Raw genomic sequence first — 14,610 nt, 5'->3', positions numbered from 1 at the left:
AGATTTAGGGTAGGGGCAGAAGAGGGAGGGATCCATGAACAAGTGGCGGCTTTGGCAGCAACACCAAGCGGAGGGTTTCACCCTCATTGAAGTCTTGGCTTCGGTCGTTCTCGTGGCCCTGGCCATGGCCGCCCTGGCCCCTACCCTCACGGTGATTGCCTACCGGCGTGCCATGAGCGAGCGGGTGGAGCTGGCCAACCGCCTAGCCCAGGAGGAGGTGGACCGCATCCGCACCCTGGTGGATATCGAGCTATCTGACGACCCTCGTGCTTTTCAGAATCCGGCTCAACTGGCCCGTCTGCCCAGGGTGGGAGCCAACCCGCTGGCAAATACCCCACCTCCTACCGATATGGACACAGAGGGGAACAACTATTCCATTCGCGTGGCTCGGGTCCAAGTGCCGGGGCGTAACCCCGAAGAATACGTCATCCAAACCTTCCGCGACGCAGGGGCACCTTGCATCGACCGCCGTGAAAACAGGGTCATTGAGGGGGTGCCCTGCAGCTTTCGCATGGGGGTGAGGGTTTACCACCGCTTTTCTTTTGATCCAAACACTCGCCGAGCGCTGCCTGGCTTGAGGACGGAGGTGGTTTCGGCTAACCAGAACTTGGCCAATGCCGATGTGTGGCTCTTTCCCATGGCCAGCTCGATTGTAGAAGTCAACCTGGCCGCCAATTTGGGGGATGTTTGCCGGCAGATAGCCATTGCCAGAGGCGAGAATCCCAACCAGAGGTGCCGGGCTTTCCCCTTGCCTAACTGACCTGCTGTACCCTGAGGTAGAGCCTAAGTTCCTTCCTGCAAAACCTGTTGAAAGATGGAGGTGTTGGCCTGTGTTGATCTTTCGCCGCCAAGCCAGCAGAGGGTTTACCCTCATTGAGCTGTTGGTCTCACTGCTGGTTGCCTCCATCTTTCTCCTGGCCACCGCGATGATTGTCATCGAGACGATGCGGCTGGATCGGGAAGAGACGGGCCGTACCCAGGTGCAGGCGGAGCTGACCCAAGCTATGGAATACATCCGGCAGGATTTGGCGGAGGCTCTTTACATTTACAACGACACTGAGCAGAACCCACAGCAATCTGATCGACTTGGGGACAGGATCCCGGATGTCATTCAACGGCTCTACGCGCCGGGCTGGATCCGCCGACCCAATGACGCTATCCCGGTTGTTGCCTTTTGGAAGCTGGAGCCGATCCCGCAGGGATGCTACGCGGGCAACCCCACCTTACAACAGATCCGAGAAGGCCGTGCCACCTTGCCCGCCGAACCACCTCCTGAGTTTCCGCGCACAAACGGTAGAAATGCGGATTGGGACACTCTTGTCAGCCGCCGCGGCATCTACACCTTGGTCGTGTACTACCTGCGCCGCAACTACAACAACGCTGGCAACCCAACAGGGCGCACTCCCTGGGAAGGCAACGCGCGGATCGACCGTTTTGAGTTGCGACCCTTCAACATTCAGGGTCAAAACAACTGCGCCGGTCGCAGCCCGTTCTTTGTTGAGGATCCCGATCCGTTCCGAGCTGGTTTCCTTGCTTGGCCTTCCGAGCAAGCTCGAGCGCGCCAAATCCCCATTGCCGGCAGGACAGATGGCCCCCGCCTGACAACTTTGGTCTCCAACATCTTCAGCAGCCGGCAGGGCAGCCCGCAGGTTGCACCCGCTTGCCTGCAGGGCTATGCCTTTGGTGGCGGCAGGCCCAACGGCGTCACCTTCCCAGGGCTGGGAGATAACCAAAACGACGTGGGCTTCTATGTCTGTGTGCGGCAAAGCGTCGGCGCTGACCGACCGCAGGATGTGATCATCAACATCACCGCCACAGCCATGGAGCGGGCCAACCCTGGCCTTTTCCGTCGCTACATCCGAAATGCCACCAGCGTCGATATCTCAGAGGTGTCGCGCTACTTGCTGCCAATGCAAACACGGGTTCTTGCCCGCGGTGTTATCAACCGTCAGCTCTCCTAGGGGGAATGTCCACCATGTTGGCCTTGGAGAAAAAGGCAATTGGCCGAGCTCAGCCTTTTCGATCCCGGGGCTTTACGCTGACAGAAGTCCTAGCGGTGGTGGTCATCATCGGCATCCTGGCTGTGCTGGCCGTTCCCTCTGGGATCAACATCTGGGCGCGGATCCAACTGGAGGATGCCCAAAACAAGGTGGAGCGCGCCCTGCGCACCGCCCGCACCAACGCCAGAACCTCTCTCCGAGGCCGAGCTTGGGTGGTCAGGATCGACAATGCGGATCCAAGGGTTCCCACGCTAGTGATCCAAGACGAGGAAGGTCGTTGTGATGAGCCTACCCCCTGTCAGCGGGTGCGCCTGAATAACTTTGTAACGGTACGCAACACCTTCCCTGATGGCAGAGCTGTTTTCGACTCGGAAGGGCGAGCGCGTCAGCTAGGACGCTTTGTCGTCAGCAGCACCTACTCCCAGGGCGAAAACCGCTGCGTGGTGGTGAGCACCTTGATAGGCACTATCCGCAAGGACAACAATCCGGAGTGTGGCAATGTAACCAGCGAGCCAGAGGAAAATGTAACCAGCGAGCCAGAGGAAGGATAGCTGGGGTAGGATGGTCAGGCCGTGGCTGAAAGGTTGCCAGGCTCCTGTCCTAAGCTGCCGTAGGTCATTGGCTATGCTTACCTCTTCCCCAACTCTTGAAGCTCCACAAAAAGCCTTCCCCTGGCAATCTCGTCAGCCGGCTCTGCTGGTGCTGGCCGATGGCACTTCCTTTGCCGGTTGGTCTTTTGGGGCGCCGGGCACGGCGGTGGGTGAGGTGGTGTTCAACACGGGCATGACCGGCTACCAGGAGGTGATCACCGATCCCAGCTACCGGGGGCAGATCGTTACTTTTACCTGCCCTGAGCTGGGAAACACCGGAGTCAATGAGCTGGATCAAGAATCGGCCCGGCCCCAGGTCGCGGGAGTGATTGCCCGCAACGTGTCGCGCCTAGCCAGCTCTTGGCGGGCCATGGGGACGCTGCCTGACTACCTCAAACAGCATGGAATCCCGGCCATTGCCGGGGTAGATACGCGGGCTTTGACGCGGCGGCTGCGCTCCCAGGGGGTGATGAATGGAGCTATTTCGACCGAGATCCTGGACCCGCAGGCGTTGCTGGAGCAGGTGCGCCAAGCCCCTTCCATGCAGGGGCTAAGCCTGGCGGCAGAGGTTACAACGCCCAAGCCTTACGAGTGGCTGGAGCCCACCCCTGCCGACTGGGACTATGGCTGCAGCCAAGGGATCCCGGTCCCGGATCCCCCCCTGCGGGTGGTGGCGCTAGATTTTGGCATCAAGCGCAATATCTTGCGCCGCCTAGCTCGCTACGGCTGCCGGGTGGTGGTGTTGCCGGCCCACGCCACTCCTGAGGAGATCTTGAGTTACAACCCCGACGGGATCCTTCTCTCCAACGGGCCTGGGGATCCGGCGGCAGAGACCACGGCCATCCGCACCGCCCAGGCGCTGCTGCAAAGCGGGAAGCCCTTGTTTGGGATTTGCCTGGGCCACCAGATCCTCAGCCTAGCCCTCGGAGGATCCACCTACAAGCTCAAGTTTGGCCACCGCGGCCTCAACCATCCCTGTGGGCTAGAGCGGCAAGTGGAAATCACCAGCCAAAACCATGGGTTTGCAGTAGACGCTGCTTCGATCCCGGCTGAGGACGTGGAGATCACCTACCTCAACTTAAATGACCGCACGGTGGCCGGGATCCGCCACCGCCAGTTGCCCCTCTTTTCGGTGCAGTACCACCCAGAGGCCAGCCCCGGCCCTCACGATGCCGATCACCTCTTCCGCGAGTTTGTGGATCTGATGCTGCAGCACCGCCGTTTAGCGGGATAGATGGGCTAGACGCAGAGCAAGGGCCTCGCGCGCTTCTTCCCGGTCGTCAAAGGGAATCTTCTCAGTGCCTAGGATCTGGTAGTCTTCGTGGCCTTTACCGGCAATGACCACCGTATCCCCTGGCTGAGCTTCGAGGATGGCTAGACGAATGGCCTGCCGCCGATCCACCTCCACGGCCCAGGGAAATCCAGGGATCCCAGCCAAGATATCCTGCAAGATCCGCTGCGGATCTTCAGTGCGCGGGTTATCTGAGGTCACGATCACCTGATCTGCCCAGGTGGCGGCAATGCGGCCCATCTGCGGGCGCTTACCCCGGTCGCGATCTCCACCACAGCCAAAGATGCAGATCAGCCGGCCTTGAACTTGCGGGCGCAGCGCCTTGAGCAGGTTTTCCAGCCCATCGGGGGTGTGGGCATAGTCCACGATTACCGTGATGTCCTGCCCTGGCAGGCTCACCCGCTCCATTCGCCCCGGTACCCCGGGAAAACGGGGCAAGGCCGACTGGATGGCCTCAGGGGGGATCCCCAAGTGCAGCGCTACCCCTACCGCCGCCAGCAAGTTGGAAAGGTTGAAGGATCCCACCAGGGGCGCCTCCACAGCAAAGCTGCCCATAGGGGTGTGCAGGGTTGCCTTGAGGCCAGTGGGATGTAGGTGAACGTCAGTGGGCCACAGGCCGGGGATCCCTTCTAGGGGCTTGAGGGAATAGGCCCAGGGCTCCAGAGGGGCTGAAATGGCTCCAAGCAGCCGCCGTCCGCCCGCGTCGTCGGCATTGACCACTGCCCGCCCCTGCAAATACTCTGGCCGGAAGAGAGTGGCCTTGGCCTGCCAGTAGTTCTCCATGCTGCCGTGGAAATCCAGGTGATCTTGGGTGAGGTTGGTCCAGACGGCAGCGGCAAAGGCACAGCCCCACGCCCGATCCTGGGCCAAAGCGTGAGAGCTCACCTCCATCACCGCCACCTCGGCGCCGGCTTCCTTGGCCTGTCTCAGGCTGCGCTGCAGCTCTAGGGGAAACAGGGTGGTGTGGGGTGTAACTTCATAGTGGCCTGGCCAGCGGTTGTAGAGGGTGCCCAGCAGGGCTACAGGACGACCAGCAGCCTGCAGCAGATGCTCGATGAGGTGGGTGGTGGTGGTCTTGCCGTTGGTGCCAGTTACCCCCACTAGGATCAGTTGGCGAGCTGGAAAACCGTAGAAGGCCGCCGCCACCTGGGCCACGGCTTTGTTGAGGCCGACGCGAGGCAAAACCAGAAGGGGCTGACTCCCCCATTCAGCCTCTCCGCTAACCTTCTTCCAAGCCTCCTGGGAAAGAAGGGCCGCTACCGCTCCTCTAGTGAGCGCCTCCCCGACAAACTCGCCGCCATCGACGCGGGATCCCAGCATCCCCAAAAACAGATCCCCCGCCTGCACCTGGCGGGAATCGGCGCAGAGGCCTTTTACCCACACCCCCTCTAGGGATCCCTGGACCAATTGGGGTTGGATTCCGGCCTGTTCTAGCAATTGACCCAGACTTCTCATGCTTTTGCCACTCCCCACCGCTTTGCTGGTTAGGGTAGCTGCTAACTGCAGCCTAGGCCAGGGCCTCCTCCAGCTTTTGCTTAGCCCAGAGGGTAGCGTAGAGCCCCTGCGGGTCGGCCAGCAGCTCGGCATGGGATCCCTGCTGCACGATGCGACCTTTGTCCATGACCCAGATTTGATCCGCCTCCACCGCCACCGTGAGGCGATGGGTGATAAAGAGTACCGTCTTCTGAGCCGTGGCCTGGCGCAGGTGGCGAAGAATGGCCTGGGCGGTCTGGTTGTCCACGCTGGAGAGGCAGTCGTCCAAAATCAAAATTGGCGCGTCGACTAGCAAAGCTCGCGCCAGGGCCAGTCGCTGTCGTTGGCCGCCGGAGAGGGTAATGCCCCGCTCTCCCACCAGCGTGTCGTAACCCTTGGGGAAGTTGAGGATCTCGGCGTGGATGTGGGCGGCTTTGGCGGCCCATTCCACTTCCCAGTCTTCAGCGTCCGGCTTGCCGTAGCGGATGTTGTCCCGAACCGTGGCGCTGAACAGGAAGCTCTCCTGGGGCACATAGGCGATGGCCCGGCGCAGGGATCTCAGTTGGATCTGGGTGATGTCCTGTCCGTCCAAAAACAGTTGCCCCGGCTGGATCTCCAGCAGGCGAGGAAGGGCATTGGCCAGGGTGGACTTGCCCGCCCCAATTGGCCCCACCACCGCCACCAGTTGGCCCGGCTCGAGACAAAAGTGCAGATCCTGTAGAGCTGGCGCTGGGGATCCTGTGCCGGTGTAGGCAAAAGTCAGACCCCTAGCCTCGATACGGCCCTGCACCTTCTCTAGAGGAAGGGGCAAAGCCTCCGGGGCATCGCGGATGGTGGGCTCTACCCGCAGCAAGGCGTCAATCCGCTCCAGGCTAACCTGGCCCCGCTGGTAGGCGGTAAGGGTAAAGCCCAGCAAAGCGGTGGGAAACACCAGCCGTTCTACGTAGAGGGTGAGCGCCGAGAAATCCCCAATCGTCAGCCGCCCCGCGGCAATCTGGGGCCCGCCCACGGTGAGCAGCAGCAACAGGCTGAGGCTAACCAAAGCCACCAGAGAAGGGAACAGCAGGTTGCGGGTGAGGGCCAAGCGCAAATTGGCCTGCAACAAGCGGTCGTTGCGGCGACGGAACTCCTGCTGCTCGTGCTCTTCCTGGGCGTACACCTTGATCGAGGTGATGCCGTTTACGTCCTCCTGGATGAGATCGCTGAGATCCGCCAGCTCCTGCTGCACCTGAAGCTGCTCCTGCTGCAGGCGGTTGCTGCTTAACTTCACCAGCACCAGCATCACCGGAAACACCGACAGGGCCAGAGCGCTTAGACGCGGCTCAATAGCAAACATGGCCGGCAGCGTACTGCCGTAGGCAAAGATCGTGTTGGCCAAGTTAAGCAGGGCAAAGCCCAACAGGCGGCGGACATTTTCCACATCGCTGGTGATGCGGGTGAGGATGTCCCCGATGGTCTGCTGGGCAAAGTAGGAAGGCTGCAGGGTGAGCAAATGCTCGAAGATGGCCTGCTTGAGGCGAAACTCCACCTGCCGTCCTGCCCCAAACATCCACACCCGCGAGGCAATGCGAATAACCATCATCAGGGTGGAGACACCCAACACCACCAGGGCGTGGAGGGCGATGCGGCTGGGCGCCAGGGTGGCCAGGTTCTGGCTGAGATCATCAACGGCCAGCTTGACATACCAGGGCAGGAACACCCCCAGGCTGTTGACCACCAGCAGGGAGGCAATGCCCAACACCACCTGCTGCCAGTGGGGGCGTAGATAGTGAAGCAACTGTTGCCAGTGGGATCTGGCCACTCAGGTGCTCCTCAAGCCTTTTCCCACTCTAGCGCTGGGCCGGATCCCCCCGGTAGGGATCAGGCTAGAACCTGGGCTGGGGCCTGCTGCGCCAAGAGTTCCACCTGCTGTCGCGCCCAGGCATCCACTGCCAGAATGTCCTCCAGGCTGGGATTGGCAATGACCTGATGCCGCTCGCACACCTGCTCCAAAAGGCGAGGGATATCCAGAAAGCGGATGCGCTCTTGCAGAAAGAAGTTCACCGCCGCCTCGTTGGCCGCATTCAACACCGCTGGCAGGGTTCCTCCTGCCCGCCCAGCAGCATAAGCCAGTTGTAGGCAGGGGTACTTGCGGTGATCCGGCGCCCTAAAGGTAAGAGATCCCAGCTTTACCAAATCAAGAGGCTCCCAGGGGGTGGAGAGGCGCTCCGGCCAACTGAGGCCGTAGAGAATGGGCAGGTGCATATCCGGCCAGCCCAACTGGGCCAGAACAGAAGTATCTGCCAGCTCGACCAAGGAGTGGACAATGCTCTGAGGGTGGATGAGGATCTCGATCCGGTCATAGTCCAGGCCAAACAGCCAGTGGGCCTCGATCACCTCCAGGCCCTTGTTCATCAGGGTGGCTGAATCAATGGTGATCTTGCGCCCCATCACCCAGTTGGGGTGTTTGAGAGCATCGGCCAGCGTCGCCTGGTTCAGTTTCTCCACCGGCCAATCGCGAAAGGCTCCCCCTGAGGCGGTCAGCCAGATGCGGCGCAGGGATCCCTCTGGCACTCCCTGCAGACATTGAAAGATGGCCGAATGCTCCGAGTCCACGGGGATGAGCTTCACGCCGTGCTCTTGCACCAGGGGCAGCACCACCGGACCGCCTGCCACCAGGGTTTCTTTGTTGGCCAGGGCAATGTCCTTGCCGGCGCGGATGGCAGCCAGGGTGGGCAACAGGCCAGCACAGCCGACGATCCCCGTCACCACCCGCTGAGCCTCGGGGTGGGCCGCCACCTGACACAGCCCCTCCATTCCTGCCACTAGCTCTGGCAGAGGTTGCAGGCCGCTCAGCAGGGATCGCAGCTCCGGCAGCAGCTCCTCCCGCCCAATGGCCACAATCTGGGGCCGAAACTGCCGCACTTGCTCGGCCAAGAGAGTGACGTTGCTGTAGCTGGTCAAGCCGACGACCCGAAAGCGCTCCGGATACTGAGCCACCAAGTCCAGGGTTTGGGTGCCAATTGAGCCGGTGGAGCCGAGCAGGGTGATGGCTTGCATACTTTAAGGATCCCTTTGCACCTAGCTAAAGAGCGTAACACTCTTTCAGCGCAGACTCACCCTCCTACAGCCTGCCCAAAGGGCGAACGGCCCCGCTTCGCGTTTGAGGATCCCTGCCTTATACCGGCTGCAGGGGATAGTGAGGCCCTTTTTTCCCGACTACAGACCTTTCCTAACTCTTCATCGGTCGGCAGGGTATGCTTGGCTAGCATAGCCGGCTAGCCTTGCAGAATCTGACCATGCCTTATTCCTCCCGATTCCATCCCTTCTTTGGCCTAGCTCGCTCATGGTCTGTGCTCCTGGGGTTGGGTTTGGCTCTGAGCGTAAGTGCCTGTGGTGGTGGGGGTTCCAGTCGTCCCCTGCCGCCGCTTCCAGCCCCTCCTGCAGGGCGCATCGAGGGATCCCATTTCGACGATCTCAACGGCAATGGTCTGCGAGATCCAGGAGAGCCAGGGCTAGCAGGCATCACCACCTTTCTGGATTTGAACAGCAATGGACGCCTCGATCCAGGGGAGCCCAGCACCGTCAGCGATGCCAACGGCAACTTTCGTTTCTCCAACTTGCCCCCTGGCACCTACCACGTCACTGCCCTTTTGCCGCCAGGGCGGGTGTTCACCACGCCGCGCTCAGGGTTGGGGCGGATTGTCGGCGGCAGGCCAGCTCAGCCGGGGGCCTTTCCCTGGATGGTGGCTTTGCTGAAGGCAGCTGAGCCGGATCCTTTTCAGGCGCAGTTTTGCGGGGGATCTCTAATTGCCCCGGAGTGGGTGCTTACCGCCGCCCACTGCTTTTTCGACCCTCGAGGCGAGCCGGACGTGGATGTCCAAAGTCTGGATCTGCTGTTGGGTACCACCGTCTTGCAAATCGGTGCCGGCCAGCGAATTCGGGCTGCGCAAATTGTTATCCACCCCAACTACGACCCCCGACGAGGGCCAGAGGGGGGGAATGACATTGCCCTGGTGCGCCTCTCTCGGCCAGTGGACCTGCCTACCCTGCCGCTGGTGCAGTCCAACCAAACCAACCTGACTGCCCCTGGTACTCTCGCCACCATCCTTGGCTGGGGAGCCACCTTCCCCCGCACTCTCGAGGAGGAGCCCAGCGGCTTTCCCAGGGCTCTACAGCAGGCTGAAGTTCCCCTCGTCAGCAACGAGGTGTGCAACGCGCCCCAGTCTTACAACGGCACCATTCTAGACACCATGCTCTGCGCCGGTTTTCCTGAGGGGGGTGTGGATGCCTGTCAGATTGATAGCGGCGGCCCTTTGCTGGTGCCCAGCGACGCTGGCTTTGCTCTAGCCGGGATCGTCAGCTTTGGCCGAGGTTGCGCCCAGCCCAATTTCTATGGGGTGTATACACGGGTATCCAGCTTTGTCGGGTTTGTGGAATCGGTGATCGGCAGGGCCCCCAGGCCAACACCGCTACCAATGCCTTCCCCTTCTCCCCGGGAGGGAGCGACAGCCTCCGTGATGGTGAACTTACGGGAGGGGGAGGTAGTTTCTGGGATTACCTTTGGCAGCCGTGCCCAGTAGTCGCCATCGGGTGGCAAGAGATAGTTTAGGATAGAGATCCTGACAACTTCAGTTAATTCAGGAAGGAGACGATCTCTCTATGACCCAGGTGACAATCGGCGAAAACGAAGGGATTGAGTCGGCGCTGCGTCGCTTTAAGCGCCAAGTTGCCAAGGCGGGCATTTTGCGGGATCTGCGCAACCATCGGCACTTTGAAAGCAGCCTGGAAAAGCGCAAGCGGAAAGCAGTAGCAGCCCGTCGCAATCGCCGTAAGGCTGCCAATTGATAACTTGCCTCGAAGCTCAATCGAGAACAAAACTCCCCCTCTCTTACCTGGAGGAAGTCTGTCATGGCGAAGGGAGAAATCGGGGGGGAAAACTGGGCAAAACGCCTGCGCAACGGCCTTGTAGCAGCCCTGGCTGTGCTTTTGGCAGCAGGCTTGTTTTTGGCCAACCAAGCGCGTCAGGCTGGCACGAGCTTGGCAACGCTGGCGGCAGAGGCTGTGCCTTGGGAGGAAGCGCAGGCCAACGGCAAGCCTTCCCTAGTGGAGTTTTATGCCGACTGGTGCACCACCTGCCGCTCCATGGCGCCTCTTCTGGCCAACCTGAAAAAGGAATTTGCCCAGCAAATTAACTTCGTCATGCTCAATGTGGACAACCCCAAGTGGCTGCCGGAGCTAAGCCGCTATCGGGTCAACGGAATCCCTCACTTTCTCTTCTTGGACAGCCAAGGGGAAGTGGTGGGATCAGCCATTGGTGAACAGCCAGCTTCGGTTTTGCGGGCCAACTTGCTGGCTCTGGCAGCCGGGGATCCCTTGCCGCTGACCCAGCCTGGGCCAGTGTCTGCCCTGCAGCCGGGTGGGCCTGGCCTCCCCGCTCAGCCGGATCCGCGCACCCATGGCTAGGACTTGGGCGGGTGACTTGCCTACGCCCGATTTTGCCTGGCTGGATCCCTTGGTTCGGCACTTTCAACTAGGGGAGCCCGAGCTGCTCGAAGCCCTCGGAGGGGGCCTTGTTCACCAGACCTGGAAGCTCAAGACAACCCAGGGATCCTTCGTTGTCCAGCGCCTCCATCCCCAATTTGACCCGGCGGTTACCGAAGATGGCCAGGCCATTGGCTCTTGGCTACGGCAGCAGGGTTTTCCGGTTCCCCAATTCCGCCGCGCTTGCGATGGCTCCCTGCACCTAAGCTGGGGGGGAGGGCTGTGGCGGGTTATGGACTGCCTGCCGGGATCCTCTTACTCAACTCCTCCTGCCTGGAGCTATTTGGAGCAAGCAGGGGCAGCGGTTGGGCGCCTACATCGCCTTTTGGCCGGATGGCACTACTCTTTTCGCTTTCAGATCCCTCACTTTCACGACACGGCCTATTTTTGGCAGCAGCTCTGCCAGCGCAGCCCCGACCCGGAAATAAGGGCAGAGTGGCAATTTTTTGTCGAGACCGTGCCCAGGTTGCTTTTGCCGCCAGGACTTTTCCGACTCAGGTTATCCATGCCGATCTCAAGTTCAACAACTTTTTGTTTGACGAAAGGGGAGGATTTGCCGGCCTGGTGGATCTCGACACCTTTATGGACCACAACCTGTACGTTGAGCTAGGAGATGCCTTGCGCTCCTGGGGCCGGAGAGGGGAGGCCGTTGAGGCCGAGGCAATCCTAGCAGGGCTGCGCGGCTACGCCCAAACCGGCAACCTGCGTGCTCTGCAGCCGGAGCTCCTTCTGCAAGGGATCCAGTTGATGACGCTGGAGTTGGGGATGCGCTTTTTGCTGGATTGGCTCGAGGACTGCTACTGGAATTGGGATCCGCAGCGGTACGCCAGTCGCCGGGATCACAACCTGGCCCGCTGCCGACGGCAGATCCGCCTCTACCAACACCTAACCCAGCTGGCACCCCAGCTGTTGGAGTCTATATACGCCCTTGCTTCAGGAGAGGGAAATTGGTTAAGTTAGGGGCAACTTCCTCTTCTTTGCGTGGCTTTTATGAGCACCATTCAACTTCCCCGCTGGCTGGAATTGGCTCTGCCCTTCTTTCACCCAGTGCTGATGATTTTGGCCTCTGCCCTAGCTCTCTATACTCTCTATCTGGGTCTCCAGGTGCGGCGGCTGCGCACCGCCTCGGCGGAAGAGCGCAAGGAGTTAATTAAGGGCAAGTTTGGCCAGCGGCATTTCCTGGCAGGATCTCTCTTCTTGCTGTTGATGGTGTTTGGGGCCCTGGGAGGCATGGCCGTGACCTACATTAGAAGCCACAAGCTGTTTGTTGGGCCCCACCTGCTGGCCGGCCTGGGCATTGTAGCCCTGGTAACCACCTCTGCTGCTTTGGCACCCCTGATGAAGGATGGCCAAAAGGTCTGGGCCCGCAATGTCCACCTGCTGCTCAATGTGGTGATCTTGGGGATCCTGGGCTGGCAGGCGGTAACCGGCTTTCAAATCGTGCAGCGCATCGTCAACCAGATGCTAGCCTCTCCTCAGGTAACCTAGCCCTTTTCCAGCCAAGGGCAGGGAAAGCGTCTATGCCCCAGTGGACGCTATCTCGAATAAGGCTTCTTTCCCAGGTACTTAGCCCTAGCAAGCGGCTCTCCCATGCCTGGTAGCCTCCTTCCCAGTTGGGTCAAGCGCTCTATCGGCAAGGCCAGCGATATCTCGGCAGTTCAGCGGGTGATCAAGCAGCGGGGACTGCACACCATCTGCGAGGAGGGGCGTTGCCCCAATCGGGCCGAGTGCTACAGCCAAAGGACTGCCACCTTTCTGCTGATGGGCGGGATCTGCACCCGCGCCTGTTCTTTCTGTCAAGTGGCCAGCGGACGGCCTGCTCCCCTCGACCCGGAAGAGCCGGAAAAGGTGGCCGAAGCGGTGGAGCTGCTGGGGCTGCGCTATGTAGTGCTTACCTCGGTGGCCCGCGATGACCTGCCCGACCAGGGATCTGGCCGCTTCGTGGAGGTGATGGAGGCCATCCGGCGGCGCTGTCCTGGGATCCAGATCGAGGTGCTTACCCCTGACTTTCGGGGGGATCGCGACTGCATTGCCCGGGTGGTGGCGGCCAGGCCGGCCTGCTACAACCACAACATTGAGACGGTGCGGCGGCTGTCGCAGGCGGTGCGGCGCAGTTCTGGCTACGACCTATCCCTGCGGGTTTTGCAAACCGTGAAGGAGCTGGATCCCAACCTGCCCACCAAGTCCGGCCTCATGCTGGGGCACGGGGAGACCCGCGAAGAAGTGTTGGAGACATTTCGGGATCTGCTGGCAGTGGGGTGCGAGCGGCTCACCCTGGGGCAGTACCTACAGCCTTCCTTGGCCCACCGCCCAGTGCAGCGCTACTGGACGCCAGAGGAGTTTGCTGAGCTGGGCGAGATTGCCCGCCAGATGGGGTTTCGCCAGGTGCGCTCTGGGCCCTTGGTGCGCAGCTCCTACCACGCTGCCGAGATGGGGCAGGACTAGGCCCCCTAGACCTTGGCAGCTAGCTCCTTGCTGCCCACGAGATCCCGTAGGACGGCCCCCAGGCCAAACCCTTCGCTGACCCAGCGGCTCAGCAGGGGTGGCGTCAGGGATCCCAGACGGTATAGGCTTGCCCCTGCCACGACTCCCCCTAGGAGGCTGTTGCCCCAACTGCCCCCCAGCCAGGTGCCTAGCCCTTCGGCCAACAGCAGCAGCGTGCTATTAAGCAGCAGCGGTCGCCCCAAGTCCTCCAAAGCCCTGCGGAGGGATCCCCAGGGCAGGCGCAGCCGCATCCCCAAGCCTAACACCCACAGACTATCCAGGAGGATCGCAAGCAGAAGATCCAAGCCCAGGGGCGCTAAGCCCACGGCGACCCCCTTGCCAAGGGCGCAGGCTGTACCCCACTGCTCCAGATGGCGAGCGTGATACTGCCACTGCTTCTGCCAAAGCTGAGTCTGGAGGCGCTCCAGCCGCTTCAGCCCATTGAGGGCCAGGAGGGACTCCGCCTCCGTCCGCAAAATCTCCACAATTTGGCTTTGCAAAGCTGCGATCTGGGGAGCAGGTCGCTCCCACTCCAAAGTGATGCGGCCATCTGGCCAGTGGGTGCGGACTTTCTGGGGTTTTGGGCAAGCGGACACTGTCAGGATCTCCTGCGGCAACACCCAGCCCAGGTGGCGGCTAATTTGTTCGCGAATTGCCTGCAGCTCCGCCTCCGAGTAGAGATCGCACTTATTCAACACCAGCAGGAGGGGCTTGTGCAGGGTGCGCAACTCCAGCAGCGCCTGGTACTCCAGCTGGGTCAAGTCGCCGGCGATTACAAACAGGATCAAATCCGCCGCCCGGGCCACCTCCCAGGCCAACTGTTCGCGCGCTTCTCCGTTGACCTCGTTTAAGCCGGGCGTATCGATGAGCCGCACTTGCCAAGGGATCCCTGGCCCCGGTCGCCACAGCAGCGATTGCGGCTTTTGAGTCACGCCATTTAGGGGCCCCACTTCCAGCCGAGCCTCGCCAACTAGGGCATTCACGACTGCTGACTTGCCGCGGTTGACCAGCCCAAACACGGCAATGGAAAATAACCGCGCCCTCAGTCGCCTGCGCAGAGCAGACAGAGCCTTCAGCTCCGGCTGCAGGTCGGGACGCTTGGCCAGCGGTTGCCAGTGATCCCAGCAGCGCTGAAAAACCGTTTCGGCTTGGGCTAGGGGAGTGGTCATCGACAGAAAATCACTCCAAAGGGAATTGGCCACCGCAGCCCAGCTTCCCCTCCAGCGAAGGGAAGTTAGGTGGGATCGGC

Annotated in this window: 15 protein-coding genes; 11 read left to right on the top strand and 4 right to left on the bottom strand. The window is 61.1% G+C overall.

Annotated features, from left to right (window positions below):
- The first annotated feature begins 34 nt into the window (after nucleotides 1-34).
- The 4 genes from NW833_RS04310 (at nucleotide 35) to carA (ending at nucleotide 3,824) form a co-directional block, all read left to right on the top strand.
- A complete protein-coding gene (locus NW833_RS04310) occupies nucleotides 35-760 on the top strand; it encodes a prepilin-type N-terminal cleavage/methylation domain-containing protein (protein WP_414411662.1) in 726 nt (241 codons plus the stop codon).
- A 70-nt stretch (nucleotides 761-830) separates the two neighbouring features.
- Complete coding sequence (locus NW833_RS04305; protein WP_414411661.1) at nucleotides 831-1,961, top strand: PilW family protein; 1,131 nt, start codon at nucleotides 831-833, stop codon at nucleotides 1,959-1,961.
- 5 nt (nucleotides 1,962-1,966) lie between these two features.
- Entirely contained in the window at nucleotides 1,967-2,551 is a 585-nt protein-coding gene (locus NW833_RS04300) for a GspH/FimT family pseudopilin (protein WP_414411660.1), read from the top strand.
- A 73-nt stretch (nucleotides 2,552-2,624) separates the two neighbouring features.
- A complete protein-coding gene (gene carA, locus NW833_RS04295) occupies nucleotides 2,625-3,824 on the top strand; it encodes a glutamine-hydrolyzing carbamoyl-phosphate synthase small subunit (protein ID WP_414411659.1) in 1,200 nt (399 codons plus the stop codon).
- Here the strand turns inward: carA and NW833_RS04290 are convergent.
- From NW833_RS04290 to NW833_RS04280, 3 genes are read right to left on the bottom strand one after another with little or no spacing between them, the layout of a single operon-like run.
- Nucleotides 3,813-5,336 (bottom strand): UDP-N-acetylmuramoyl-L-alanyl-D-glutamate--2,6-diaminopimelate ligase, encoded by a 1,524-nt coding sequence (locus tag NW833_RS04290; RefSeq protein ID WP_414411658.1) that lies wholly within the window; start codon nucleotides 5,334-5,336, stop codon nucleotides 3,813-3,815. The two genes, carA and NW833_RS04290, sit on opposite strands and share 12 nt — an antisense overlap.
- Before the next feature lie 52 nt (nucleotides 5,337-5,388).
- On the bottom strand, nucleotides 5,389-7,155 hold the full coding sequence (locus NW833_RS04285; RefSeq protein ID WP_414411657.1) for an ABC transporter ATP-binding protein: 1,767 nt from the start codon (nucleotides 7,153-7,155) through the stop codon (nucleotides 5,389-5,391).
- A gap of 59 nt (nucleotides 7,156-7,214) precedes the next feature.
- Complete coding sequence (locus tag NW833_RS04280) at nucleotides 7,215-8,393, bottom strand: 1-deoxy-D-xylulose-5-phosphate reductoisomerase (RefSeq protein ID WP_414411656.1); 1,179 nt, start codon at nucleotides 8,391-8,393, stop codon at nucleotides 7,215-7,217.
- A 311-nt stretch (nucleotides 8,394-8,704) separates the two neighbouring features.
- Between NW833_RS04280 and NW833_RS04275 the strand changes: the two genes are divergently transcribed.
- The 7 genes from NW833_RS04275 (at nucleotide 8,705) to lipA (ending at nucleotide 13,322) form a co-directional block, all read left to right on the top strand.
- Entirely contained in the window at nucleotides 8,705-9,916 is a 1,212-nt protein-coding gene (locus tag NW833_RS04275; RefSeq protein ID WP_414411655.1) for a trypsin-like serine protease, read from the top strand.
- A 79-nt stretch (nucleotides 9,917-9,995) separates the two neighbouring features.
- Nucleotides 9,996-10,181 carry a 30S ribosomal protein S21 gene (rpsU, locus tag NW833_RS04270; protein ID WP_414395804.1) on the top strand — a complete coding sequence of 62 codons (186 nt, stop codon included), beginning with the start codon at nucleotides 9,996-9,998 and terminating at the stop codon, nucleotides 10,179-10,181.
- A 63-nt stretch (nucleotides 10,182-10,244) separates the two neighbouring features.
- Complete coding sequence (locus tag NW833_RS04265) at nucleotides 10,245-10,799, top strand: thioredoxin domain-containing protein (protein WP_414411654.1); 555 nt, start codon at nucleotides 10,245-10,247, stop codon at nucleotides 10,797-10,799.
- On the top strand, nucleotides 10,792-11,487 hold the full coding sequence (locus NW833_RS04260) for a phosphotransferase enzyme family protein (protein WP_414411653.1): 696 nt from the start codon (nucleotides 10,792-10,794) through the stop codon (nucleotides 11,485-11,487). Before NW833_RS04265 ends, NW833_RS04260 begins: the two co-directional genes overlap by 8 nt.
- On the top strand, nucleotides 11,409-11,837 hold the full coding sequence (locus NW833_RS04255; RefSeq protein ID WP_414411652.1) for a hypothetical protein: 429 nt from the start codon (nucleotides 11,409-11,411) through the stop codon (nucleotides 11,835-11,837). Before NW833_RS04260 ends, NW833_RS04255 begins: the two co-directional genes overlap by 79 nt.
- Nucleotides 11,838-11,867: 30 nt before the next feature.
- Nucleotides 11,868-12,365: a DUF4079 domain-containing protein gene (locus NW833_RS04250; protein WP_414395810.1), complete on the top strand. Its 498-nt coding sequence runs from the start codon at nucleotides 11,868-11,870 to the stop codon at nucleotides 12,363-12,365.
- Nucleotides 12,366-12,467: 102 nt separating this feature from the next.
- The gene (lipA, locus tag NW833_RS04245) at nucleotides 12,468-13,322 is read left to right on the top strand and encodes a lipoyl synthase (RefSeq protein ID WP_414410419.1); all 855 of its coding nucleotides are present in this window, start codon (nucleotides 12,468-12,470) and stop codon (nucleotides 13,320-13,322) included.
- A 5-nt stretch (nucleotides 13,323-13,327) separates the two neighbouring features.
- On the opposite strand, the gene NW833_RS04240 is transcribed toward lipA, so the two are convergent.
- Nucleotides 13,328-14,530, bottom strand: coding sequence for an Era-like GTP-binding protein (locus NW833_RS04240; protein ID WP_414411651.1), 1,203 nt, complete (start codon nucleotides 14,528-14,530; stop codon nucleotides 13,328-13,330).
- Between the last annotated feature and the right edge of the window lie 80 nt (nucleotides 14,531-14,610).

The sequence above is a fragment of the Synechococcus sp. O70.1 genome, from assembly GCF_047462215.1.
In the GTDB taxonomy this organism is placed as follows: domain Bacteria; phylum Cyanobacteriota; class Cyanobacteriia; order Thermostichales; family Thermostichaceae; genus Thermostichus.
This window is presented reverse-complemented; position numbering and strand designations above follow the sequence as displayed.